This is a genomic window from Streptomyces sp. NPDC127114 (assembly GCF_042677525.1).
Classification (GTDB): domain Bacteria; phylum Actinomycetota; class Actinomycetes; order Streptomycetales; family Streptomycetaceae; genus Streptomyces.
Window position 1 is genome coordinate 107,891 of the sequence record NZ_JBHXTJ010000004.1, and the last position, 23,013, is coordinate 130,903.

The 23,013-nt window shown below is 71.8% G+C and carries 21 protein-coding genes; 8 read left to right on the top strand and 13 right to left on the bottom strand.

Annotation, left to right across the window (positions count from 1 at the left end; all coding sequences use genetic code 11):
• Window positions 1-119: 119 nt before the first annotated feature.
• The 3 genes from ACFVGS_RS06015 to ACFVGS_RS06025 form a co-directional block, all read right to left on the bottom strand.
• Window positions 120-764, bottom strand: coding sequence for a dihydrofolate reductase family protein (locus tag ACFVGS_RS06015; RefSeq protein ID WP_384413928.1), 645 nt, complete (start codon window positions 762-764; stop codon window positions 120-122).
• A 173-nt stretch (window positions 765-937) separates the two neighbouring features.
• A complete protein-coding gene (locus ACFVGS_RS06020; protein WP_384413931.1) occupies window positions 938-2,425 on the bottom strand; it encodes a membrane-associated oxidoreductase in 1,488 nt (495 codons plus the stop codon).
• A gap of 216 nt (window positions 2,426-2,641) precedes the next feature.
• Entirely contained in the window at window positions 2,642-4,033 is a 1,392-nt protein-coding gene (locus tag ACFVGS_RS06025; protein ID WP_384413934.1) for an MFS transporter, read from the bottom strand.
• 175 nt (window positions 4,034-4,208) lie between these two features.
• Here ACFVGS_RS06025 and ACFVGS_RS06030 point away from each other — a divergent pair, with 175 nt between their 5' ends.
• The gene (locus tag ACFVGS_RS06030) at window positions 4,209-4,817 is read left to right on the top strand and encodes a helix-turn-helix domain-containing protein (protein ID WP_384413937.1); all 609 of its coding nucleotides are present in this window, start codon (window positions 4,209-4,211) and stop codon (window positions 4,815-4,817) included.
• Between the two features lie 87 nt (window positions 4,818-4,904).
• Here ACFVGS_RS06030 and ACFVGS_RS06035 read toward each other — a convergent pair whose 3' ends face one another.
• The 4 genes from ACFVGS_RS06035 to ACFVGS_RS06050 all read right to left on the bottom strand — a co-directional run bounded on the left by ACFVGS_RS06035 (window position 4,905) and on the right by ACFVGS_RS06050 (window position 7,704).
• The gene (locus ACFVGS_RS06035; RefSeq protein WP_384413940.1) at window positions 4,905-5,708 is read right to left on the bottom strand and encodes an MBL fold metallo-hydrolase; all 804 of its coding nucleotides are present in this window, start codon (window positions 5,706-5,708) and stop codon (window positions 4,905-4,907) included.
• A 125-nt stretch (window positions 5,709-5,833) separates the two neighbouring features.
• Window positions 5,834-6,127: a hypothetical protein gene (locus tag ACFVGS_RS06040; protein WP_384413942.1), complete on the bottom strand. Its 294-nt coding sequence runs from the start codon at window positions 6,125-6,127 to the stop codon at window positions 5,834-5,836.
• 326 nt (window positions 6,128-6,453) lie between these two features.
• Window positions 6,454-7,191 (bottom strand): VOC family protein, encoded by a 738-nt coding sequence (locus ACFVGS_RS06045; protein ID WP_384413945.1) that lies wholly within the window; start codon window positions 7,189-7,191, stop codon window positions 6,454-6,456.
• A gap of 66 nt (window positions 7,192-7,257) precedes the next feature.
• Window positions 7,258-7,704 carry an anthrone oxygenase family protein gene (locus ACFVGS_RS06050; protein WP_385690801.1) on the bottom strand — a complete coding sequence of 149 codons (447 nt, stop codon included), beginning with the start codon at window positions 7,702-7,704 and terminating at the stop codon, window positions 7,258-7,260.
• Window positions 7,705-7,795: 91 nt separating this feature from the next.
• On the opposite strand from ACFVGS_RS06050, the gene ACFVGS_RS06055 reads away from it, so the two are divergent.
• A complete protein-coding gene (locus ACFVGS_RS06055; RefSeq protein ID WP_384413950.1) occupies window positions 7,796-8,374 on the top strand; it encodes a TetR/AcrR family transcriptional regulator in 579 nt (192 codons plus the stop codon).
• A gap of 201 nt (window positions 8,375-8,575) precedes the next feature.
• On the opposite strand, the gene ACFVGS_RS06060 is transcribed toward ACFVGS_RS06055, so the two are convergent.
• Window positions 8,576-8,959, bottom strand: a complete 384-nt coding sequence (locus ACFVGS_RS06060; protein ID WP_384413953.1) for a nuclear transport factor 2 family protein — start codon at window positions 8,957-8,959, stop codon at window positions 8,576-8,578.
• A 168-nt stretch (window positions 8,960-9,127) separates the two neighbouring features.
• Entirely contained in the window at window positions 9,128-10,033 is a 906-nt protein-coding gene (locus tag ACFVGS_RS06065) for an alpha/beta fold hydrolase (RefSeq protein WP_385690803.1), read from the bottom strand.
• A gap of 83 nt (window positions 10,034-10,116) precedes the next feature.
• Here ACFVGS_RS06065 and ACFVGS_RS06070 point away from each other — a divergent pair, with 83 nt between their 5' ends.
• Window positions 10,117-11,076, top strand: coding sequence for a DUF5937 family protein (locus ACFVGS_RS06070; protein ID WP_385691144.1), 960 nt, complete (start codon window positions 10,117-10,119; stop codon window positions 11,074-11,076).
• A gap of 331 nt (window positions 11,077-11,407) precedes the next feature.
• Here the strand turns inward: ACFVGS_RS06070 and ACFVGS_RS06075 are convergent, their stop codons facing one another.
• Window positions 11,408-12,418, bottom strand: a complete 1,011-nt coding sequence (locus tag ACFVGS_RS06075; protein WP_385690806.1) for an NAD(P)-dependent alcohol dehydrogenase — start codon at window positions 12,416-12,418, stop codon at window positions 11,408-11,410.
• A gap of 303 nt (window positions 12,419-12,721) precedes the next feature.
• Between ACFVGS_RS06075 and ACFVGS_RS06080 the strand changes: the two genes are divergently transcribed.
• Complete coding sequence (locus tag ACFVGS_RS06080; protein ID WP_385690809.1) at window positions 12,722-13,309, top strand: TetR/AcrR family transcriptional regulator; 588 nt, start codon at window positions 12,722-12,724, stop codon at window positions 13,307-13,309.
• A 207-nt stretch (window positions 13,310-13,516) separates the two neighbouring features.
• Complete coding sequence (locus ACFVGS_RS06085) at window positions 13,517-14,053, top strand: hypothetical protein (RefSeq protein WP_385690812.1); 537 nt, start codon at window positions 13,517-13,519, stop codon at window positions 14,051-14,053.
• Window positions 14,054-14,148: 95 nt separating this feature from the next.
• On the opposite strand, the gene ACFVGS_RS06090 is transcribed toward ACFVGS_RS06085, so the two are convergent.
• Window positions 14,149-14,523 (bottom strand): winged helix-turn-helix transcriptional regulator, encoded by a 375-nt coding sequence (locus ACFVGS_RS06090; RefSeq protein WP_385690815.1) that lies wholly within the window; start codon window positions 14,521-14,523, stop codon window positions 14,149-14,151.
• 102 nt (window positions 14,524-14,625) lie between these two features.
• Here ACFVGS_RS06090 and ACFVGS_RS06095 point away from each other — a divergent pair, with 102 nt between their 5' ends.
• Window positions 14,626-15,288 carry an NADPH-dependent F420 reductase gene (locus tag ACFVGS_RS06095; RefSeq protein ID WP_385690818.1) on the top strand — a complete coding sequence of 221 codons (663 nt, stop codon included), beginning with the start codon at window positions 14,626-14,628 and terminating at the stop codon, window positions 15,286-15,288.
• Window positions 15,289-15,721: 433 nt separating this feature from the next.
• Here ACFVGS_RS06095 and ACFVGS_RS06100 read toward each other — a convergent pair whose 3' ends face one another.
• A complete protein-coding gene (locus tag ACFVGS_RS06100; RefSeq protein WP_384414198.1) occupies window positions 15,722-16,114 on the bottom strand; it encodes a CBS domain-containing protein in 393 nt (130 codons plus the stop codon).
• A gap of 680 nt (window positions 16,115-16,794) precedes the next feature.
• Here ACFVGS_RS06100 and ACFVGS_RS06105 point away from each other — a divergent pair.
• Window positions 16,795-21,867 (top strand): HAD-IC family P-type ATPase, encoded by a 5,073-nt coding sequence (locus tag ACFVGS_RS06105; RefSeq protein WP_384413975.1) that lies wholly within the window; start codon window positions 16,795-16,797, stop codon window positions 21,865-21,867.
• A gap of 216 nt (window positions 21,868-22,083) precedes the next feature.
• Window positions 22,084-22,647 (top strand): hypothetical protein, encoded by a 564-nt coding sequence (locus ACFVGS_RS06110; RefSeq protein ID WP_384413978.1) that lies wholly within the window; start codon window positions 22,084-22,086, stop codon window positions 22,645-22,647.
• Between the two features lie 110 nt (window positions 22,648-22,757).
• Here the strand turns inward: ACFVGS_RS06110 and ACFVGS_RS06115 are convergent, their stop codons facing one another.
• Entirely contained in the window at window positions 22,758-23,003 is a 246-nt protein-coding gene (locus ACFVGS_RS06115; protein WP_384413981.1) for a hypothetical protein, read from the bottom strand.
• Window positions 23,004-23,013: the final 10 nt, after the last annotated feature.

A 23,013-nucleotide genomic window follows, 5' to 3' on the forward strand; every position in this document is an offset into this window, starting at 1 on the left:
GCGGCAAGCCCGGCCGGCCTCGCGCCCCCCGCGCCACCGCCCCCCCCCCCCCGGCCCCCACCCCCCCTCTGATAACGGGGGGGGCCGCCGGCCGCGGCCCGGCCCCCCCCCGCTGCCGGTCACTTCCGCCAGAACAGGTGGTGCGTCACGCCGCTCGGGCTCGGGACGACGTCGAGGTGGAAGCGGTCCAGCAGCTCGTCGGGGGAGTCCCACAGGCGCAGGCCGGATCCCAGCTTCACCGGGGAGACGGCCACGTGCATGGTGTCGACGAGGTCGGCGTCGAGGAACTGCCGGATCGTCGTTACCCCGCCGCCGAGCCGGACGTCCTTGCCCTGCGCCGCCTCCCGGGCCTGCGCGAGGACGGTGGCGGGATCACCGTCGACGAAGTGGAACGTGGTGTCGGAGAGTGTGAACGAAGGACGCTTGTGGTGCGTCATGACGAACACCGGTGTGTGGAAAGGCGGTTCGTCGCCCCACCAGCCGAGCCACTCCTCGTCCTTCCAGGGGCCGCGCTGGGGGCCGAACTTGTTGCGGCCCATGATCTCGGCGCCGATGTTCCGGGCGAAGTCCCGGGTCAGGTAGTCGTCGAGGCCACGGCTGCCGCCGGGGTCGGTGCGCATGGGCCAGCTCGCCGTGGCGCCGGCCCAGGCGAACAGCCGCCCCGGATCGACGTGGCCGAAAGGACGCTCAAGGCTCTGGTCCTCACCGGCGCCGATTCCGTCACTCGAGACGTTGAAGTTCTGGACTCTCAGCAGCTGAGCCATCTGTCTTCCTCCTGTGTCGTAGGCATCAGTGGTAGGACCGTCCGTACCACGGAAACTCATCGCTGCCGCCGTGACCGGTCCGAAACCGGGCTGCGAAGCGCGGTCGGCCGGTCTTCCGGCCGCACCACGCAGTTGCGTCGGCGCTGCCCGCCGTACCACGCAGCAGGCGTTGATCAGGGCCCGCCTCCGGGCCCGGCTCCCCGGCTGATGGTGCGGGTCACGCCGGCGAAGACGGTGGTGGCCAGTACCCATCCGGCCACGACGAGGGCGTAGGAAAGGGTCTGGTACCAGCCGCGCGGGGCGAAGGCCTGCTCCTGGCCGAAGGAGATGACCGGAAGCAGCAGGTCGAGGGTGAAGAACACGGGATGGAACTCGGGTGCCTCGTCCGGCTTGAGCGCTGGCGGGTGGTGCAGGCCGTAGACGACCGACCCGACGGCGAGCAGGGACAGGAGCCAGAAGCCCGCGAGCAGGGGGCGGAAGCCGTAGCCGACGGTGGCTTCCTGGAGGTGCCCCCAGATCCGGCCGTGCCAGGGCAGGGTGCGGCGGTGCCGGCGGAGTTTGGCGAGCTGGACGACGCGGGCGGCATGGTCGTCGCCGACCCTGAGGAAGGCCCCGGTGAGCTGCTCGTAGCCGTGCGGCAGATAACCCTCGCTCTCGTTGTGCAGCATGGGGAGGCGGCGCTCCGCGGGCTCGTGCGGAGTGAGGGTGGTGTAGACCAGACCGTTCAGCATCACCTCGTCCGGCAGCACGTCGGGTTCCAGGAACATGACGTCGATCTGGGACCGGCGCATGTTCAGGGCGCCCTGCATGGGCGGTCCCTTGCGCAGCCAGAGCTCGCCGATGACGCAGCTGCCGGCACGCAGAGCCGTGCCGCCGGGGTTCGACAGCTGTGCGTACGACAGGTCGAGCCGCCCCGGGACGCGGGCACCCCGCAGGCCGATCCAGCCGTGTACGGCCGTGTGCCGCATGTGGAGGTCGCTGCCCACGGTGAGGGTCTGCGCGTCGAGGGCGGCGCCGGAAGGGTGATGGAGCGTCGCGTTGTCGAGGGTGACGGCCCCGGCGACGGATGCGCCGCTGAGGCGCACCTCTCCGCGCGTCCGCAGGCCGGGCGCGTACAGGTTGTCGCCGATGGTCGCGTGGCCGAGCCGTAGCGCGGGCCACTTGGTGGTGTCCGGAGGGTCGATGTCGCACCCGTCCATGAACAGCGCCCCGTCGATCCGGGCCCCGCCGAGCCGTACCAGCCCGCGGAACCGGCAGCCGGACAGCTGCACCAAACCCTCCACCTGTACGGTGGCGGCGGCCAGGCCGGGCAGGACGGAGCCACTCAGGTTCAGCTGACGCAGCCTGGCGGCGTAGAGCAGCGGCGTGTCCTCGAAGTAGCAGTCGTTCAGGTGCAGGGCGTGCTCGATCGTGCCGTACGCCAGGTCGAGGGTCCCGGTGATCCGTGCGCCGGCGAGTCTGAGGGCGGGTATCTCCCTCTCCTGGAGAGGACCGCCCAGGAGCAGCGCCCGCAGTACCTCGGCCCGTACGGTCCGCTCCGGGCCCCAGTTCGCTCCGTCTGCCGCGTCCTCGTCGTCGGCAGTGCGCAGGTCGACGGAGGCGCCTTTGGGGAAGGCGTGCCACACCCTCAGTTCGGCGGGAGAAAGATCATTCGTGTCCACCTGCCGTGACTCTGCTGCCCCTGCTGCCTGGCTGTCAACTTCGGTTCAGGACAGAATGCGAGGTCAGGCACGGGCAGTTGGAGTGGTTGTGGCTGTGGCTGTGGCTGTGGCTGCGGAGACGAGACAGAGACGGCTACGGAGGCGGAGACGGCTGCTGCTACGGAGTCGGTCCGTCCCCGGTTCCTCTCGCGAGCCGGGCAGCGAGCGCCGCGCGGCTTACCGCGCTCGTGCGGAGGCGAGGCCGTCCAGGGTGGCGGGCTTCGGGCGGGATGTGCGGGCGACGAGGAACAGCAGGACGCCGCATCCGGCGACCAGGATCCAGCCCGGGCGGGAGGCGATCGCGAGGCCTGCCGGGTCCGCGCCGGTGATCAGGCCGCCGGCGAGGGCGATGCCGAGGGCCGCGCCGAGTTGCCGCGCGGTGGAGGTGACGGCTCCTGCCACGCCGGCCCGGGCGGGCGGCAGTCCGTTGACGGCGGTGTTGGTGATCGGGGCGTTGGCGAAGCCGAACCCGATGCCGATGAGCAGGTACGCGGCCAGGAGCAGCACCACGCTGGTGTGCGGGCTGAGCCGGACCAGGCAGAGTCCGCCCGCCGTGATGAAACCGCCGGCGAGGAGCAGCGGAAGCCGGGGTCCCCTGCGGCCGGTCATGCGACCGGACCACGGAGCGCAGACGGTCGCTCCTACGGCCAGGGGCAGGGTGGCCACGCCGGCGGCCAGCGGTGTCCAGTGCCGTGTGTGCTGAAGGTAGAGGGTGTTCAGCAGCAGTGTCATGTTCAGGGCGACGAAGACGGCCACCGCGCCGACGACCGCGCCGCCGAAGACCGGCCGACGGAAGAGCGCCAGATCCATCAGCGGCTCGGGCCGGCGGGACTCGACCCACACGAAGCCGGCCGCCGCCGCGGCGGCTCCCGCGTATCCGGCAAGGGCCGCGGGTGACGTCCAGCCGATGCGCGGGGCTTCGATCAGGACGCCGACGGCGAGGGCGAGCAGCAGGGTCAGCAGGACCTGGCCGGGCAGGTCGAGCCGGCGGGCGCGCGCCGCCCGCGACTCGGGCACGAACACCGCGCTGAGCAGCAGAGCGGCCGCGATGACGGGTGCGTTGATCCAGAACAGCGCCCGCCAGTCGAGACCGGCGAGCAGCGCGCCGCCCGTGACCGGTCCGGCGGCCATGCTCAGTCCGAACACCGACGCCCAGATGCCGATCGCCTGGGCCCGTTCCTTCGCGTCCGGCATCGCGTTCACCACGATCGCGAGCGCCACGGGGCTGAGCATCGACGCGCCGACGCCCTGAAGGGCACGGGCCGCGATGAGCACGCCTGCCGACGGGGCGAGCGCGCAGACCATCGAGGCCGCACCGAACACGGCCAGCCCGCACTGGAACACGCGGCGGCGTCCGAAGCGATCCGCCAGCGCGCCGGAGGAGATCAGACAACTGGCCAGGACGAGGGTGTAGCCGTCCACGATCCATTCCAGACCGCGCGTGTCGACGTCGAGGCCGCGCCCGATGGCCGGCAGACCCACGTTGACGATGGTGGTGTCCAGGCCCACCAGGAACATGCTCAGGCAGCAGACGGCCAGCACCGTCCAGCGTCTGCGCGCACTCAGCACGGGGGATGCAGAGGGAGCAGAGGGCGTAGGGGGCGTAGGGGGAGTGGAGGGAGATGGCTGGGGAGTCGTCGCAGTCACGGCCTACCTCTGATGTGCGGGGAACGATGCCCGGCAAGGCTCAGCCCAGGCGGGGCTTCAAGCCCACGAATTTTGCGAACACTGCAAAACTGGAGCCATGAGCAAAGGAATCAGTGGCGCCGAGCTGGAGCAGATCCTCGACGGCATCGGTCCCCGGCTGCGCAAGCTCCGGCGGGAGCGGGGACTCACGCTCGAGGCGCTCGCGGTCACGACGGGAATCTCCGTCAGCACCCTGTCCAGGGTGGAATCTGGCCGACGGCGACCGACGCTGGACCTGCTCATCCCGCTGGCACGGGCCCACAACGTCGCACTCGACCAGCTGGTGGCGGCGCCGGCCAGCGGCGACCCCCGGGTCCATCTGCGGCCCCTGCGCAAGCAGCGCGGGAGCGTCCTCGTGCCCCTGACCCAGTATCCGGGCCGGGTGCAGGTCTTCAAGCAGGTGCTGGCACCCCGCCCACCGGAACTGGTCACCCACGAGGGCTACGAATGGCTCTACGTCCTCGCGGGCCGACTCCGGCTCATCCTGGGGGCGGAGGACATCACGCTACGGCCGGGCGAAGTGGCCGAGTTCGACACGACGGAGCCCCACTGGTTCGGCCCCGCGGACACGGACGCCGTGGAGATCCTGCACCTGTTCGGCCCCCGAGGCGACCAGGCTGTCGTCCGCGCCAGACCGTCCACGACCGAACCGTCGACACCGTCATGACCCCTAACAGCCGGACCCGTGCTGCCGATCGCTCGGGAGGTGCGGGCGACCGACGTCCCATCGGCCCTTCGGCGTCGAGAAGGTGGGTCAGCGAGCGACGAACGGCTCGGACAGGTGCGGGGTCGCGAGACGGAGGCTGCCGACGTCCCCGTTGTGGAGCACCCGTTCCCTCGACTTCCTCGCCTGCTCGGGGTCCATCTCGTGGGCGTAGGCGAGTTCGGGATGGAGCAGCTGGATCGCGTGGACGAGCAGGTCACCGGTGACGGCGACCAGTTCGCGTCCGGATGCGACGAGCACGCTCTGGTGCCCGGGCGTGTGACCGGGTGTGGCGATGACGCGCTCGCCGCCGCGCAGCGGGGTGTCGCCGTCGAGCAGCCGTAGCCGGCCGGCCTTCCGGAGCGGATCGATCACCGTGGCGCGCAGCTGGGGGTTGATCTCGTCGATCGCGTCGAGTTCGGCCTGCTGCAACAGGTATTCGGCGTTCGGAAAGAACGGCCGAGCCTGCTCGCCGCCGACGACGGCCCAGCCCACGTGGTCGGTGTGGAGGTGCGTGAGCACCACGCTGTCCACGTCCGACGGTTCGATCCCCGCGGCGGCCAGCGAAGCCGGGAGCACTCCGGGTACGGGCGCCCATGAGGCCGCCGGACTGTCGACCGGGCCGATCCCCGCATCGACCACCGTCACACCCTGGTCGCTGCGGATCGCGAACGCGCGGAACGGGAGCCACCAACGTCCGTCTGCGTCAAGCGCCCCGGGATCGAGCCGGTCGGCCGCCGCCCACTGCTCGGCGGTGGCATCGGGAAACGCCTCCGCCCTGGGGGAGAAGAAGGGACCCTCGCCGTCGGCGAGCGCGATGACGGTGTACGGACCGACCTGAAGGGAAGGGGACATCCCGCAGATACTGCCACCAGCGGGCGACCCACGGCCAGACGAATTCGCTGTTCTCCCCGCCGCCTCGGCGCGCCTGCTCGGGGTCCACCAGCAGGCACCGATCGCCGTCGACGTCCGGAACGGTCCTACCGGATGACGACGTTGTGTGCCGGGATGATCGTGGGCTGGACGTCGGCGTGGCCGAGGTCGGCCAGGACCGGGCCGAAGGCTTCTGCGTGGGCCTCAAGGGCTTCCACGCTCTCCCAGACCTCCGTCACACGGAACGCGCCCTCGGCCGGCCCGGCCGCGTGAGAGATGAGACCCGAGACGGGCACGTCCGCGAACCGGGTGAAGCCTCGACCGCCGGTCATGCGGTCGATGACCGTGTCGTAGAGCTCCTGCCCGGCGCCAGGGAAGTCGAAGGTGACGATGATGGCCATCCGTATGCCCCTTTCTCGGTGCCGCGTGGCTGCGGCAACGGCCGCGATCCTAGCCGCACGTAGTCGGGGGAATGCGCAGAGCGACGAACCCTCTCGGTGCGCGCGAGGGCTGGGGGCGGCAGCATCTGGGCCCTGTGAAGAGCCGGTGTTGTCGGCCCGTTGCCGGGTGGGTCGCGACCTTGCCGGCATCCCGCGGGGCTGCTCATGGGACATCAGCCCGACGACGTATGCCCCGGTGGTTCGTTGACGTTCGCCGCCGCGCTTCCGCATGTCCGGTGCTGACACGGCGGCGCGGCGGCGTTGCGCCGCGGCGGCGCCCCGGTGGGTCAGCGAGGGGAGAGGAGGCAGAACTCGTTGCCCTCAGGGTCCGCCAGAACCGTCCAGGAGATCGCGGACTGGTCGATGCCGGGATCGGTGGCGCCCAGAGCGCGCAGCCGGGCCTCCTCTGCAGCCGGGTCGTCCCCGAGGTAGGGGCTGATGTCGAGGTGGACGCGGTTCCACACGGTCTTGGTGTCGGGAGTACGGACGAACTCCAGGTAAGGGCCGACGCCCTTGGAGGAGCGCATGGTCGCCTGGTCGTCGGTGACCTCGTGCAGCGTCCAGTCCATCGCCTCGTCCCAGAACCGGGCCATCGCCCGTGGATCGGTGCAGTCGACCACCACGGCGGCGATCGGCCCGGTGTCCCCGTAGATCGGGCGGGGCTCCAGGACGCAGAACTCGTTGCCTTCCGGGTCGGCCATGACCGTCCAGGGCACGTCGCCTTGACCCACGTCGGCGAGTGTGGCGCCGAGGTCCTTCAGGCGTGCGACCAACTGCGCCTGATGGGCACTCGAGGTGGTGGCCAGATCGATGTGCACCCGGTTCTTCACCGTCTTGGGCTCCGGTCGGGTGATGATGTCGATGCAGACCGCCGAGGGGTCGGGGTAGGTGAAGCCGAGGGGTTCGAGGTTGGTCACACCTGGTGCCTCGCTGTCGGTCCCCCAACCGAGTGCCTCCGCCCAGAACCGGCCGAGCGCGGAGTCGTCCCGGGCCTTCATGTTGATCTGCACGAGTCGTGTCGCCATACGTAGATCCTAGGAGCTGCCCAAGGTCGGGGCCCGGTGCGTTCGGGCAGGTGGGCGGCGCTGTGCTCAGGTGAGGGCGGTGACCAGCAGGGTGAAGGCGGCGATGATGACGGCGACGCGGGCGTAGTGGTAGCGGTCCCAGCGGTTCATCTGCTGCTTCCAGTCGGCGGGCCGGTTCTCGGGGGTCCACGTCTTGCCCCGGTTGTTGATCGGGACGAGCAGCAGGACCGACATCACCACGCTGACGATCAGCAGCGCTCCGGCGACGACGACGAGGCCGGCGCCGTCGTGGCGCCATCCGGCGACGGCCCAGGCCGCGACGAGGACGAGCGAGCCGATGTACCAGACCGGCATCAGGGCGCCGAGCATGCGGCCGCCGTGGGCGCGGCCGAGTTGACCGCTGTCCTCGGGGAGCGCGTTGAGGATCGGGTTGATGACGAAGGCGACGGAGAACTCCACCCCCACCATCAGCCCGACGGTCACGGTGGTGAACACCTCAAGTGCGTTGAGCATGACGACCCCTCCAGAGATCTAGCGCTGCTAGCTGATGAAGCAACGCTAGTACTGCTGCCGCTCGGTTGTCTAGCGGTGCTAGGATCGAATCATGTCGGTACAGGAACGCAAGCAGCGCGAAAGGGCGGACCGCGAGCGCCTCATCGTCGCGACGGCCCGCGAACTCGCCGAGCAGCAGAGCTGGGACGCGGTTACCACCCGCCGCCTCGCCGAGCGCATCGAGTACAGCCAGCCCGTCCTCTACAGCCATTTCCGCGGCAAGCGCGAGATCATCGGGGCCGTAGCGCTGGAGGGTGCCGCCGAGATGGCCGCGGCGCTGAGGGCCGCGGCCTCCGCCGCGGACGGCCCTCGCACGCGGGTCCTTGCCCTCGCCCGCGCGTACCTCGACTTCGCGGAGCGCAACCCGGCGGTCTACGACGCGATGTTCCAGCTCGACGGCGGCCTGGCCTTCGCGCAGGAGGACACCCCCGAACCCCTCAAGGACGCCTTCGCCGCCCTTCTGGAAAACCTCGATGAGGTCGCGGGGGACGGCGTCCACGCGGGGCTGTTCACCGAGGTGTTCTGGGCGGCCCTGCACGGGCTGGCCACCCTGACCCGGGCGGGACGGCTGCCGTCGGCGGACGCCGAGCGGAGGGTGGAGCTGCTGGTGGACCGGCTCGCTGTCATCTGACACACGGTCGGGGCGGCCGTCCGAGACCCTCCGGCCCGGCCTCCCGGAGTCCGGTCTTCCCGGGTCCGACCCGTCCCGGCCCGGGGCCGGGCAGCTGAGCGCGTCCCGGAGGGGAGGGCGAGGGGCAGGGGAGGGTCGCTCGACCTGACTCGGCCCCTGACCACACCACGCTGTCCCGGGCCGGTGAGTCCGATGCCCAGCTCAGAACATGGTGTTGTCGTTCCTGGAGGTGGGCGGGATCACCTGGAGGACGTCCCAGTGTTCGACGATCTTGCCGTCGGTGTCGAAGCGGAAGATGTCGATGCCCGCGTAGTCCTCGTCGCCGGGCCAGGTCTGGTGACAGTGCAGGATGACGTGGTCGCCGTCGGCGAAGGCCCGTTCGAAGGTGACGTGCTTTCCGGGGTAGTCGGCGGCCATGCGCTCGAAGTAGTCGATGAACGCCTGCTTGCCGTCGCCCACGTGCGGATTGTGCTGGATGTACGTGTCGCCGACGTACTGGTCGACGGCCTCGGCGGGGCGGCACTGGTTGAACATCAGGTCGTAGAACGCCTTGGCCGCAGCCTTGTTCTTCTCCGGGTCGCTCATGACGCCACCGTAGGCCCGGAGGTCAGGTGCTGCGCGGTGAGCGCGTCGAGCAGATGGCGGACGTCGGTGGGGAAGGGCAGAGCCCCACGATCCGCGCGCAGACAGCGTCGACTTCGACGACCTCCGTCCCATCCCCACCGGCCTGCCTCACCATCCCGCTCCACCACTTCAGCGGGCGGTGACGAACTCCTCGCTCCCCCCGGAGCTGTGCGAGTGCGTTCGGTCCGCTGCGGAGAGGAAGCGCTCGACCGTTGTCGTGAACGCCTGTGGGCCGTCCAGCCATGGATAGTGACCGGCGCTCCGCTGGACGCCGAGGGTCACCTTGGGGAAGAGTGACGCGGCGTCGGCGGCGGACCTGGCGGTGGGCCACAGGTCGACCTCGCCCGCGATGAGCAGCGTCGGGCAGGGCAGGGCATTCAGGCGGTGGCGGAGTTCGTCGGTGTCGGGTGTGTAGTCCTTGTAGTAGTGCTCGCTGACGGGCAGCGAACGCTGGGCCGGGTCGGCCGCGGCATGGGCACGGGCGGCGTCGTCCCAGCGGCCGTACATCAGCGGCTCGAAGGCGAAGCGATGCGGCGCGGCCTCGGCAAAGGTCTTCGCGGTCCTCATGTGCCCGTGTGCCGTCACGGCCTCGGCGTGCCAGGGCTCGGCCGCGCGGGCGGCGATCACCTCCTCCGCCCCGGTGTCGGAGGGCAGTCCGACGGCGGCGAACGAGGGGGCGACCAAGGTCAGGCTGTTCAGCCGGTCGGGGTGGCCGGCGGCGTAGAGCATGGCCAGGCTGCCTCCGGCGGAGTGGCCGAGCAGGTCGACTCGGTCGAGCGCGAGGTGGCGGCGCAGCGCCTCGACGTCGGCCACCAGGCGGTCGACTCGGCAGGTGGCCAGATCGGCAGGCATCGCGGAGGCGCCGGTCCCGCGCGTGTCGGGCAGGATCAGGGTGCGGTGGGCGGACAGGCCGCCGAGGTCGCCGAGGTACGCGGCGGCCCGGCCGGGACCGCCGGGGAGGCAGAGCAGCGGCGGGCCCTCTCCGACAATGCGGAAGGCGAGCGTGGTTCCGTCGTACGAGGTGAACAACTCCATGCCGGACAGCGTGTGGGGTGGTGACGAGACCCGGCTATCGTTCAGCCACGGCTAAACGATCAGAGGAGGGGGCGGACTTGGCCGTGGAGATCCGGCTCTCGGCGGCCGAGGTGGCGCGGGTGCGGTTCGCGGTCTCACCGCTGGCCGAGACCGTGCTCGGGGTGCGGGCGGCGCTTGGTGTCGGCGGGCACGCGGTGCACCGGTCGTGGGTGCGCGAGGCGGAACCGGTGATGACGGGGGAGTCGGAGTCACGGTTGCTGCGGACACTGCTCGAAGGCTGCCTGCCGTCGTTCCTGTTTCCGGTGCCGGAGAAGCGCCTGCCCTCGTTCGAAGCCGAGTTGGCGTGCTTGCGGGCGATGGACCCGGCGTACGTCGCTGCGGAGTGCGCTGCCGCGCTGGGCTCCCGAGGTGGGGAGCTGCCGGAGCCGGCCGTACTGATGGAACGGGTCACCGACGCGCTGGCGCGCTGCCATGCCCGTCTTGTGGCCCCGCACTGGGCGCGCATGCGCGCGGTGCTGGAGGCGGACCTGGGCAGGCGGGCAGTGGCCCTGGTGGACGGTGGGGTCGAGGGCCTTTTCGCGCAGTTGCACGGTGACGTGGTGTGGCGCGACGGCGAGTTGGTGGTGCACGGGCGTCGGCGCCCGGATGCGGTGTGGACGGTCGACGCGGGCGGGCACGGGCTGGTGCTGATGCCGACCGTCTTCGGCTGGCCGGACGTGATCGTCGACTACTCCCCGCGCACCGCCGCCTCCATCCGCTACCCCGCCTCCGGTGTCGGCCAGCTCTGGGAGCAGCCTCGCCCGACGCCCGCGGGCCTCACCGCCGTCCTCGGCCGCACCCGTGCCGCCCTGCTCACCGCGCTCGGAGAACCGCTGAGCACCCCGGATCTCGCCGCCCGCCTCGGCGTCACGGCCGGCGCCGTCTCCCAGCACCTCGGCGCACTGCGCGGTGCGGGCCTGGTGACGACCCACCGCACGGGCCGTACGGCCGTACACCTGCGCACCCGGACGGGCACGGCACTCACGGCCGAGTCTCTGGACTAGGCCGTCTCTTCCGGGTCTCGGCAGGGGCCCGTGACGCCTGGCGCGGCACCTAGGCCGTCTTTTCCGAATCTTGGCCGCGTCCGCGGCACATGGCACGGCCCCTCGCCGCGTTGCCGAAACACCCCGACAGCTCCGCTATCGCGGTGCTCGGCAACCAGCCGCCGTCGCCACTGCACCCCTATGGGGGAGTGCAATTTGTGAAGACACCGCTTAGGTCAATCCCTCCGGATGAGAGCCGGGTCGATGTGCGTCGCGACGCGGGTGGTGCGGGCGCAGACTGCCGGTTCCAGGGGCAGGCACTAGAGCTGCCCCGCGGAGGCGTAGGTACTGCTCAGGAGTGGCTGATGACGACCTTGCCGAAGGAGCGGCCGGCCGCGAAGTGACGGTAGGCGTCCATGGCTGCGTCGAAGGGGAAGACGCGGTCCGTCACGGGCCGCAGTCCGTGCGTCTCGATGAAGGCGTTCATCGCGGTGAACTGGGCGCGACTGCCGACGGCGACGCTGCGGACGGTGGCGCCCGACGCGAACAGGGCACCGGGGTCGAGGGGCACGGCGGCGTTGCCGGTGAAGCCGACGCACGCGATCGTGCCCGACAGGGCGATGGCGCGGACCGACTCGTGGAGCAGCCCCGCGACATCGACGATGCGGTTGGCGCCCCGGCCGCCGGTGAGCGTGCGGACCTCGGCGGCCCAGTCGGGCGTGGCCGTGTAGTCGACGACCTCGTCGGCGCCGAGGTCACGCAGCCGCGCGGCCTTGACGGGACTGCTGGTCGTGGCGATCACGCGCGCGCCGAGGGCCTTGGCGAACTGGAGCGCGAAGAGCGAGACGCCGCCGGAGCCCTGCACGACGACGGTGTCGCCGGGACCGAGGCCCGCTGCGTCGCCGGTGAGCGCGTTCCATGCCGTGACGGCCACGCACGGCAGGGTCGCCGCCTCCTCGTACGACAGGTGTGCCGGGATGGCCACCAGCGAGTCCGTGTCGAGCAGCGCGAACTCGGTCAGCATGCCGTCGAGCGAGCCGCCGCGCTGTGCGAGGTGCTCGACGGCGAACGGCCCGTCCTGCCACGAAGGGAAGAGCGTGGCGGCCACGCGGTCACCGACGCCTACGGTTCCGGCGCCCGGGCCGATCGCGACGACCTCGCCGGCTCCGTCCGAGAGCGGGACGACGTCCGGCTTGACCGGCAGCACGTAGGTCCCGTCCAGCACCATGAGTTCGCGAAAGCTCAGGGACGTCGCGCGTACGGCCACCAGGGCCTGGCCGGGACCGGGCACGGGCATGTCGTGCTCGCGCACGGTGAGGCCGGCCAGTCCGGCACCGCTGTGCGACAGGTGGTAACTCAGCATTGGGGGAGCGCCCTTCTCGTGACGTGGGTGGTACGCCGGTCGGTGCGGTGCGGTGCGGTGCGGTGCGGTGCGGTGCGGTGCGGTGCGGTGCGGTGCGGTGCGGTGCGGTGCCGTGCGGTGCCGTGCGGTGCGGGTGCGGGCGCCGCAGCTGAAGCGGGAGCCGGAGGCGGGGGCTGCCCCAGCCGGTGCTGTGCACGAACATGACGCCCCCTCAGCGAGCGAGATAGACCGGTCGATCTACTCTCATTCGAGATATAGATAGACCGGTTGATCTACTGCGTCAAGCGCTGGCACAATCACGCCATGACCGTTTCCGTCACCGCCAAGCCGGGCCCGCGTGAACGCCTGTTGCTGGCCGCCCAGGAGCTGACGTACACGCACGGTGTCGGCGTCGGCGTGGACGCCCTGCTCAAGGCGTCCGGCGTTGCCCGCCGTTCCCTGTACGAGCACTTCGGCGGCAAGGACGGCCTCATCGCCGAGGTGCTGCGACGCAGCACCTCGGAGGACGTGGCGAAGTACCGGGCCACCATGGAGGCAGCCGGGGACGACCCGCGGACCCGGCTGCTCGCGGTCGTCGACCGGCTCGGCCGCATCGCCGCAAGCCCGGACTTCCACGGCTGCCGCTACCTCGCCGCCGACCTTGCCCTCACCGACCGGCAGCATCCCGCCCACGAGGTCACGCGGGCCTACCGGCACACCCTCCACGGGCTGTTCACCGACGAGCTGGCCGCCCTCGGCCACGCGCGTCCCAGCTTCGCGGCCGACCAGCTGCTCCTCCTCGTCGACGGCCTCCTCGCAACCGGCGCCGCCCGCCCCGAAGACCGGCCGCCCGCTGCCGCGGCCCGCGAACTCGCCGAGCACATCATCGACGCCGGGCTCCGGCCGGCCTAGCAACCGACCTAGCCGGTGACGACGTTGCCGAGGCGCCGCACCGCGGTCGGGACGGTCTGCCGGTCACCGACGGCTTGGCGTCGGCGGCACGGGCGCTTGCCCGCCCTGCCGCCGGCGCGGAGGTCGCCCCGCGGTTCCCGCCACGCGTTCCTCCGCATGGTCGTGCCCGCGGTGCCGGGCCTCGTCCGGCTCACTAGCGTCGAGCCCATGCACCTCACTGCACGCATCCGCCGCTTCGCGGCCGCCGCCGCATCGCTGGCCGCTGCCGCCTGCCTGTGTGTCACGACCCCGGCACGGGCGGACACCGTCGTCATCGACACCATCGACGAGACCAAGACCGAGACCGGCGAGGGCCCGCTCGAAGGCTGCCTACCGCTCGGCGTCATCGGCCGGTTCACCGTCGTCGAGCACACTGTCGCCCAGATCCTGCGCACCGACGGAGCCATGGTCGTCAAGGGCGTCAACAGCTACGACTTCCACATGGACCTGCCCGACGGACGCTACGTGCAGAGCGGAATCGACTACGAACGCTTCAAGGTTGTCCTCGCCCGCCCGTACCACACCGTCCTCAGCACCGTCTCCGAGGACGAGCGCACGATCCACGCCGCCGACGGCACGCCCGTCGGCACCCTCACCATCAAGGAGCAGAGGAAGATCGTCTTCGAGGACGCCGACCTCGACGGCGAGGCCGACCCGGGTGAGATCACCGTCGAACGTGCGCGCTTCGACCTCACCTGCGGGTGACCGTACGTTTCAACTCCCGTTCTCCAGTTGGGCGCTCCCAGTGGCTGCGCCTGGCCCGCTCCTTGGCGCGCCTGAGACGTATCGGATGAGGGGCGTCAGCGGGCGTCGAAGCGGTCCTGGGATGCCAGGACGCTGTCCGCGTAACGGGCGGCCCAGGCGCCCATCGCGTGGATGGGGGCCAGCAGGGCCGTACCGGCCTCGGTAAGGGTGTAGTCGACGCGCGGCGGCGCTTCGGCGTAGCGGCGACGCTCGACCAGACCGTTGTACTCCAGCCGACGCAACGCGTCGTTGAGAACCTTGGGGCTGATCCCGCCGATCCGCTCCAGCAGCACACGCGGACGCATCGGCCCGCCCTCGCCGAGCGTGAAGACCACGACGCTGTCCCACCGGTTCGCCAGCACCTCGAAGGCGACACGGGCCCGGCAGTCCGCCGCGAACCCGTCCCCCGTCGGCTCCTCACGCTCACTCATGCGCCCATCCTGCCCGGCTGATGCGCACCGCGCGGTGTGCATCAGACCGCCTAGCGTCCAGCACCGACATGCCACGAGGCGAGAGCAAAGGGGAGCGGGATCATGCGCATCGGCATTCTCGGTACGGGTTCGATGGCCACGGCGCTGGGTGGTGCCTGGGTACGAGCCGGTCACCAAGTCCTGGTAGGCGGGCGGAACGTGGCAGCCGCGGCCGTGGCCGCGTCCCGAACCGGTGCCGCCTCAGGCAGTCTGAGCGAGGCGGCGACCTGGGGCGAGGCGGTCCTGATGGCCGTACCGGCAGACAGCGCGCCGAAGCTGGCCGCGGAGTTCGCCGCTCCTCTGGCCGGTAGGACGGTGCTCGACTGCACCGTTCCCATGGCGCCCCGCGCGGACGGGCCCAGCCTGACGACCACCGGCGGCACGGACTCCGTCGCCGCGCGCATCGCGGCCGCCGCACCTGACACCGGTGTCGCCAAGGTGTTCGGCATCTGCCACGAGAGCATCTGGACCCTGTCGCGACCCGCCTTCGAGGGCGCGCCGCTGGCGGTTCCCTTCTGTGCCAACACACCTGCCGCAGCCGCTCACACGGAGGAGCTGATCACGTCGATGGGCTGCTCACCGCTGCCCTGCGGCGGGCTGTCCCGCGCGGCACTGCTGGAGTCCACCGCGGTTCTCGCCATCGGTGTGTGGTGGTCCGGCGCCGAAGCCCGGCACATCCTTCCTTCCCCCGCGCTGGCTCCCGGGGCCGTCGACGACGAGCCCTAGCCTGGACCCGTACGTAGGCCGTACCTACGCCGTACGCCCGCCGAGCTCGGGTGCAGGCGCGGGACGCCCCGCCCCCCACCCGCCCGGGCAGGCGTGCCTGCGGCGGGGCCGGGGCATCGCCGACCGTGCCGCCCGGCCGCCTGGTCCTGAAGTGGCGGCTGGAGGGGGCGGGGCTCACCTCGACCGAGGTTCGCGGGCCAGCTCCCGCAGGGACAGCGCGCCGGCTCCCGCTCGGCCGCCGCCGCGAGCCTGGACAGGAGCGGGGAGGTCCGCAGGCTCTCTCTACGTGGCAGATCCCTCCTCCGCCGGCGCTTTCGCCACCCGCCTCGGCGGCGACAGCCTGACGAGGCGGCGACGCCGCCACACATCGCCGTAGCGAGTTCTGGCACGTCCTCGTAGGTTCTGGCAGCTCCTGCTCCTGATCACTCTCGCTCTAGCTCGAGATGTCCTCGACCAGATCGCCGACCCTGGCGTCCGGCAGCGCGCGGGCGACATCCGCCTGGGCGACGATGCCGACCAGTACGTGATGGTCGATGACGGGCAGGCGGCGGATCTTGTGCCGGCTCATGGTGCGCAGGACGTGTTCGGCCGTGTCGTCGGCGTGGACGGTCACGACCTCCCCCTGCGCGAGCGCCCCGGCCTTGACCTCGGCGGGGTCCTTGCCGGCCCCGATGACCTTCACGACGATGTCGCGGTCGGTGAGCATTCCCTTGAGTTTTTCGTCGCTGCCGCAGATGGGCAGGGAGCCGACGCCGAGTTCCGTCATCTTCTTCGCCGCTTCCGCGACGGTCTCGTTGGCGCCTATGCAGGTGACGTCCGGGGTCATGATCTGGCGTGCGGTGATCGTGCCGGCCTTCTTCTGCTCGGTGGCTCCGGTCGACTCGGACATGGCCGGGGTGCCTGGCATGGCCCCTGTGGCCTGCTTGTCGTGGGTGGCGCCGGGCGGCTCCGCGAGGACGCCGCCGTCCTTGCGCAGTACGGCGTACCCGACACCGATGCCGGCCGCGACCGGCCAGGCCAGTACATCCGCGGCGGCGAGGACGCCCAGGCCCAGGTAGAGCGGTAGCCCCTTCTTCGCGGGAAGGACCTGCCGGGCCACGGCCACGGGCAGCATGGCGGCGTTCATCGCCTCGCTCCCCACCTTGCCGAGCGAGGGCACGGTGAGGGTGACCGTGCGCTGCGAGGGCGAAGCGTGGTGCGTGGGGGACGGAGAGGTCACGAAGATCACCTCGCTTGCTTCCTTCGGAACCCTTCTCCTGTCCGTCTGTCCGTTTTGGGCCGGGTTATTGCTGCCGCAGGGGACGCGTTTACGCCGCGGGCGGGGCTGTGCCGTGCCGGGCCGTGTCCGCCTCGCGAGCCTTGCCGGGGCTTGCCTGGCCTTGCCGAGCCTTGCGGAGTCGCCTTTCTCGATGGGGCTACCACCTGTAGCTGCTTCCGCACGGCTCGACCAGACTGCCGGTGAAGCCTGATGCGTTTACACCGCTCGGATGCGAGGAGAAGAGGGCCATGCCGTCTGCGCCTGCCTCGCTTCCCCGGCTGCCTTCCTTCCTCGGCGCGGCCGTCACCGGCGCCGTCTCCGTGGCAGGTACAGGAGCCTCCCTGCTGGGCACTGGCGCCTCCCTGCTGGGCACAGGGGCATCCCTGCTGGGCACGGGAGCCTCCCTGCTGGCCACCGGGGCACGAGCCGCCCTGGGAACGGCACAAGACCTGATGGAACCCGGCCGTGACGTGTCCTGGACGTCGGGCCGCTGCTACATCGCGGTCTCCGGCGTGCACGGCGCCGGCGGCGAAGCCGTACGCGAGCGGGTGCAGCGGGCCCTGGAGCAGCATCCGGGAGTGCTGTGGGCGCGGGTGAACGCACCCATGGAACGGGTGATCGTCGCCGTCGCCTCACCGGCGCCGCCGCAGAGCGAGCTGGTCGCGCTGGTCGAAGGAGCCGAGGGCGACCACGCCGCCGACGCGCAGGCCTTCGACGACTGGCAGCCCGAACCGCATCACCCTGCGGAAGGCGCGCCCTACCCGGCCGTTCCCGCACTGGTCGCGGACACCCTGGGCCTCGCCCTCGTCACGCTGCGCAGGCTCGCTCCGTGGTTCGGGCTGCCCCCGGAGGTCGCCGGTGGCATCGACGCCGTATCCCGGCACCCACGCCTTCGCCATCTCGTCGAGGACACCGGAGACGGCGACCACAACGACTCCTTGCTGCCGGTGATCGGGGCCCTGGCGCAGGGCGTGGCGACCGGGGGCGGGGGACTGACCCTGGACGTGCTGCAGCGTCTGGCGGTGTGGCGCGAGGCGAGCGCGGAAGGATCGGCCTGGCGCAAGGGCGAGGCACGGCTGGTACGCGGCCCGGAGGAGGCCGCTGCCGAAGCCCTCGTCGCCGACAGGTCCGGCCCGACCCCGCAGGACGCCGCGGACCGGTACGCGGAGCGGTCCATGGCCGCCGGCATCGCCGCGGGCCTCGTCGCGCTGCCGTTCGCCGGTGTGCGCAAGGCGATCGCCGTGGCCGTGGCGTCCGTGCCCAAGGCCCCCGACGCCGGAAGGGAGGGCTACGCCACCACCCTGGGCCGACATCTGGCTCTGCGCGGAGTGGTGACCATGGACCGCACCGCCCTGCGGCGCCTGGGGCAGGTCGACACCATCGTCCTCGAGGAAGCGGCTCTGCGAAGCAACCGGTTCGAGCTGATCGATCTGGAGCTCCTCGGGAACCCCAAGTCGAAGGCCAAGGCCAAGGTCAAGGCCGAAACCGGAAACGAAGCCGATCGCAAGGCCAAAACCGAGCCAAACGCCCCGCCCGACCCCAACGCCCCGCCCGACCCCAACGCCGAGCCCGACCCCCACGCCGAGCCGGACGCCGAGGCCGAGCCCACGCCCGAGGCCGCGGCCTCCAACGCCGTCACCGAGCCCAAGGCCGTCACCGAGCCCAAGCCTGAGGCCGGGCGGCCCAACCCCGACGCCGCGCGGCCCGAGATCGAGCCCGAGCAGGCCTCCCGGCAGCTGTTCGCCCTCTTCGACCCCGATGCGCCACTAGCCGTCCGTCGCGACGGCGACTGGATCCTCGGGCCGCTGGAAGAACTGGACCTGAAAGGCCGGACCGGCCGCAAGGCCGCCAAGCGCCTGCGGCGCCGCGGCAGTGAGAAGTGCCTGGGACTGGCCCGGCAACGGCGCCTGGTGGCGGTCGCGGGGCTCGGCACCCCGTCGGCTCCGGGCGCCGAGGCCGTGGCGGCGGCGGCGCGGCGGGCCGGGGCACGGGTCGTGGTGGCATCCGACCGCAAGGACCCCGGACTCGCGTTCGCCGACGCCGTGGTCCCGGCAGGCGACCAGCTCGCCGCCGCCGTTCGTCACCTTCAGGCGGAAGGCGCGGTGGTCCTTCTCGTCTCCGGCGACCGCGCGGCGCTGGCCGCGGCCGACTGTGCGATCGGTGTGCACCGGGAGGACGAGCACACGCCCTGGGGCGCCCATGTCCTGGTCGGGGCGGATCTCGAGGCCGCCGGTCTCATTGTCGACGCCGCCGGGGCGGCAGCGATTGTGGACCGCGACAGCCACCATCTGGCCGCGGGCGGCAGCGGAATCGGCTCCGTCGCCGCTCTGCAGGGGCCGGCCTGGCGGGCCACCGCGCGGGTCCTGGCGGTCAGCAACACCTCCGCCGCCATGGCGTTCGCCCTGGGCGCCTGGCGCGCCCGGCAGCTCCTGAGCCGTCCGCTCACGCCACCGGTGACCAGCGTTCCGTGGCACCTCATGCCCACCGACCGAGTGATGGAACGGCTGGACACCCGCCCGGAGGGCCTCACCTCACGGGAGGCGGCGGCCCGCAGCGCCGGCGCGGTCGCCGGCGAGCCGGCGAAGCTCACGCTGCCCTACGCCTTCGTCGAAGAGCTGTCGAATCCCCTCACCCCGATCCTCGCCGCCGGGGCAGCCCTCTCCGCGGCCGTCGGCTCGCGCACGGACGCCGCCCTCGTCGCCGCCATCACCGCCCTCTCCGCCCTGGTCGGCGGCTTCCAGCGGGTACGCACCGACAAGGCGCTGGCCCAGCTCTTCGCCCAGTCGGCCATCGGCGCCCGCGTACGCCGGCAGGGACGCGAACGCCTGGTCACCTCCGCCGATCTGGTACCCGGCGACGTGATCCACCTGAGGCCCGAGGACGTCGTACCGGCGGACTGCCGGCTGCTGGAAGCCGAAGGCCTCGAAGTCGACGAATCCTCCCTCACCGGCGAGTCCCTGGCCGTCAGCAAGGACCCGGCTCCCGTGGTGACCCCGCACCTCACCGAACGCCGCTCGATGCTGTACGAGGGGACCACCGTCTCCGCCGGACGCGGCACCGCCGTCGTCGTGGCCACGGGGTCGGCGACGGAAGCCGGGCGCAGCCTGGCCACGGCCCGCCAGGCCGCACCGGAAACCGGTGTGGAGGCCCGCCTCTCCTCGCTGACCCGCGCCAGCATGCCCATCGCCCTGGGGTCCGCCGTCGCCGTCACGCTCTCCGGGCTCCTGCACGGACGCCCCCTGACCGAGAACCTGTCCTCCGCCGTCAACCTGGCCGTCGCCTCCGTGCCCGAGGGTCTGCCCTTCCTGGTCAACGCCGCCCAACTGGCCGCCGCACGCCGCCTCGCCGACGCCGGCGCCCTCGTCCGCAACCCCCGGACCATCGAGGCACTGGGCCGCGCCGACATCCTCTGCTTCGACAAGACCGGCACCCTCACCGAAGGCACCCTGACGCTCAGTGGCGTCAGCGACGGCGACAGCCCGGCCGACCCCACCCGGCTCGACGGCCTCCACAAGGACATCCTCGCCGCCGGCCTACGCGCCACCCCACCCGCCCGGCAGGCCGAACCGATGGCGCACCAGACCGACCGGGCGATCGTCGACGGCGCCCGCCGCGCGAACGTCACCACCCGCCAGGGCGCCGCGCGGTGGCGCCGTACGGACGCCCTCCCTTTCGAACCCGCCCGCGCCTACCACGCCACCACCGGTCACACCAGCGGCGGAATCCTCCTCAGCGTGAAGGGAGCCCCGGAGAACGTCATCGACCGCTGCGCCCGCCGACGCCGGCCCCAGGGCGCGTCGAAGCTGGACGACGCGGACAGAAGCGCTCTGGCTCGCGCGGCCGAGGAACTCGCGGCAGCGGGGCGAAGGGTCCTGGCCGTCGCCGAACGGCGCATGGAACCCGACGAGGAGCTCAGCGACGACACCGTGCGGGACCTGGTGTTCCTCGGCTTCCTCACCCTCGCCGACCCCGTCCGCGACAGCGCCGCGCCCGCGACCGCGCGACTGCGCGAGGCCGGAGTGCACACCGTCATGCTCACCGGCGACCACCCCGCCACCGCGGACGCCATCGCCTCGACGATCATCGACGTCGACGAGCCCAAGGTGTGCACCGGCCCGGAGATCGACGAACTCGACGACGACGCCCTGGACGCGCTGCTGCCCGGTGTCGACGTCATCGCCCGCTGCAGCCCCACGCACAAGGTCCGCATCGTCCAGGCCTACCAGCGCATCGGCCGAGTCGTCGCCATGACCGGCGACGGCGCCAACGACGCCCCCGCGATCAGGCTCGCCGACGTCGGCATCGCCCTCGGCCGCCGCGGCACACCGGCCGCGACGGCCGCCGCGGACCTCGTCGTCACCGACGACAGGCTCGAGACGATCGTCGCCGCCCTGATGGAAGGCCGGGCCATGTGGACCTCCGTCCGCGCAGCCCTCGCCATCCTCATCGGAGGCAACTTCGGCGAAGTCGCCTTCAGCGTCCTCATCTCCACGGTCACCGGCACCACGCCCCTCAACGCGCGCCAGATCATGCTCGTCAACCTCCTCACCGACCTGGCACCCTCCCTGGCCATCGCGGTACGCCAACCCTCGGAGCAGACCGGCGAACGGCTCCTCGCCGAGGGCCCGCACCGCTCGCTGGGCACCTCGCTCACCCGGGAAATGGTGCTGCGCGGCGTCGTCACCGCCCTCGGCGCCGGCCTGGCCTGGACGGGCGCCCGCGTCACCGGACGCGGCCGCCGCGCCTCCACCGTCTCCCTCGCCGCCCTGGTCGGCACCCAGCTCGCCCAGACCCTCACCACCGGCGGCACGGACCGTCACGTCCTCGTCGCCGGCCTGGGCTCCGCGGCCGTCCTCATGGCCATCATCCAGACCCCCGGCGCCAGCCAGTTCTTCGGCTGCACCCCTCTCGGCCCCGTCGCGTGGACCATCACCCTCGCCTCGATCACCACGGCCACCCTCCTCGGCCACTTCCTCGGGCCTCGCCTCATCGCCCGCCTCATCCCACCGCAGACGGAGAACACGCCGCCGGCGGATGCCCGGGCCGAAGCCCAGACGGAGTCGCAGACCGAGAACCAGGCCGAAGCCCAGACCGAAACCCAGACCGGGACTCAGGCCAAAGCCCAGACCGAGTCCCAGACCGAGTCAAAGACTCAGACCCAGGCCGAAGCCCGGACCGAGTCAGAGGCCCAGTCCCAGGCCGAGACCCAGGCCGACTCCCAGTCCGGCACACCAGGCGCATCCGCGGCCGCCGCGCAGGGCGAAGAGGAGTCCGACGCGCAGGGCGAATCCCAGGCCGACGCCGTCGCTCCGGAGCGCTGAAATCCCGGTGGGGGCGAGGTGCGGACGGCGCCCGCAGCCTCACTCGGCGGCTGCTCGGCAGGCCCCCGAGTCCGATCCATGGCGAGGTCTTCGAGCAGCCCGAGTGCCGCGGTGCCCGCTCAGCCGGACAAGAAGGCTGCCCGGCGTTCACCCGTCACGGTGGCCCGCCCGCCAGTCCCGCACGCTGCCGCGCACCGATCCGCGATCGTGGAGCCCATGCACCTCCGCCGCACCGTCCCCGTGCTCCTCGGCGCCGCACTCTTCCTGGCCCTTACCGGCTGCGTCGCCGTCCCCAGTGGCCCGCCGGTCCATCAGGAACGGCCGGCCGCAGGCCTCGCTCCCGCAGACGACCGCCCACCCGCCCCGCTCCCCGGCGAGTGGCCGGTACCCACCCAGGACGCGCCGCGCGAGGCGCTCGACACCACCGAGCCCGACCCCGGCCGCCGGTCTCCCGGCACCTCAGCAGACCGCGGCCGCGAGGCCTCCGGGTCGCCGGCCGCCGAGCAGGCTCGCCGATCCGCTCCCGCCACCCAGAACCGGTCGAGGAAGCGCCAGTCACCACCCACCACCAAGCCGCCGAAGAAGCCTCGGGCGACACCGAAGACGAAGCTGAAGCCGAAGCCGAAGCCAAAGACGCCGAAGCCAAAGACGCCGAAGCCTCGTGTCCAGCCCCGCCCGACCTCCGGAGCCGCGGACATCCGCGCCCTGTGCCGCGAAGCCGAACGCATCAACGTCCCGTACGGCGTTCCGGCACTCTGCCGCAACACCTACGGCCGCTGAAGTCGTGTCAGCGCAGAAGGATTCGCAGCGATCCGGACCACCTCCGGACCACCTCCGCCGGCCGGGCGGCGTGTCCGAGGCGATCAGGGAACTCGAGCGGTGGCACGACGTCAGTCGAGGTAGCTGATCTGAAGGACGGTGACAGTCTTGAGGGTGCCGCCGATGAGGAGGACGGCGAAGGCCTGGTCGGTGAGGACGGTCCGGATGACGCCGTCGTCCTCGCCGTACGGCAGGGTGGCGCCGATGGGATCGTCGCAGGCGGCCGCGAAGGCGAGCGTCAACGCCTCGCTGGGTGAGGGCGGCATCGCTTCGTGCACGGCTTCGGCTGCCGGGTCGTACTTGAGCCGGTACTGCAAGGCGTGGTCC

Coding starts and splice junctions, on each gene's coding strand:
- ACFVGS_RS06090 (WP_385690815.1), bottom strand. CDS start 14,523: ATGAGTGAGCGTGAGGAGCCGACGGGGGACGGGTTCGCGGCGGACTGC.
- ACFVGS_RS06030 (WP_384413937.1), top strand. CDS start 4,209: ATGAGCAAAGGAATCAGTGGCGCCGAGCTGGAGCAGATCCTCGACGGC.
- ACFVGS_RS06055 (WP_384413950.1), top strand. CDS start 7,796: ATGTCGGTACAGGAACGCAAGCAGCGCGAAAGGGCGGACCGCGAGCGC.
- ACFVGS_RS06050 (WP_385690801.1), bottom strand. CDS start 7,704: ATGCTCAACGCACTTGAGGTGTTCACCACCGTGACCGTCGGGCTGATG.
- ACFVGS_RS06060 (WP_384413953.1), bottom strand. CDS start 8,959: ATGAGCGACCCGGAGAAGAACAAGGCTGCGGCCAAGGCGTTCTACGAC.
- ACFVGS_RS06035 (WP_384413940.1), bottom strand. CDS start 5,708: ATGTCCCCTTCCCTTCAGGTCGGTCCGTACACCGTCATCGCGCTCGCC.
- ACFVGS_RS06075 (WP_385690806.1), bottom strand. CDS start 12,418: ATGCTGAGTTACCACCTGTCGCACAGCGGTGCCGGACTGGCCGGCCTC.
- ACFVGS_RS06105 (WP_384413975.1), top strand. CDS start 16,795: ATGCCGTCTGCGCCTGCCTCGCTTCCCCGGCTGCCTTCCTTCCTCGGC.
- ACFVGS_RS06095 (WP_385690818.1), top strand. CDS start 14,626: ATGCGCATCGGCATTCTCGGTACGGGTTCGATGGCCACGGCGCTGGGT.
- ACFVGS_RS06045 (WP_384413945.1), bottom strand. CDS start 7,191: ATGGCGACACGACTCGTGCAGATCAACATGAAGGCCCGGGACGACTCC.
- ACFVGS_RS06100 (WP_384414198.1), bottom strand. CDS start 16,114: ATGACCCCGGACGTCACCTGCATAGGCGCCAACGAGACCGTCGCGGAA.
- ACFVGS_RS06015 (WP_384413928.1), bottom strand. CDS start 764: ATGGCTCAGCTGCTGAGAGTCCAGAACTTCAACGTCTCGAGTGACGGA.
- ACFVGS_RS06085 (WP_385690812.1), top strand. CDS start 13,517: ATGCACCTCACTGCACGCATCCGCCGCTTCGCGGCCGCCGCCGCATCG.
- ACFVGS_RS06080 (WP_385690809.1), top strand. CDS start 12,722: ATGACCGTTTCCGTCACCGCCAAGCCGGGCCCGCGTGAACGCCTGTTG.
- ACFVGS_RS06065 (WP_385690803.1), bottom strand. CDS start 10,033: ATGGAGTTGTTCACCTCGTACGACGGAACCACGCTCGCCTTCCGCATT.
- ACFVGS_RS06040 (WP_384413942.1), bottom strand. CDS start 6,127: ATGGCCATCATCGTCACCTTCGACTTCCCTGGCGCCGGGCAGGAGCTC.
- ACFVGS_RS06110 (WP_384413978.1), top strand. CDS start 22,084: ATGCACCTCCGCCGCACCGTCCCCGTGCTCCTCGGCGCCGCACTCTTC.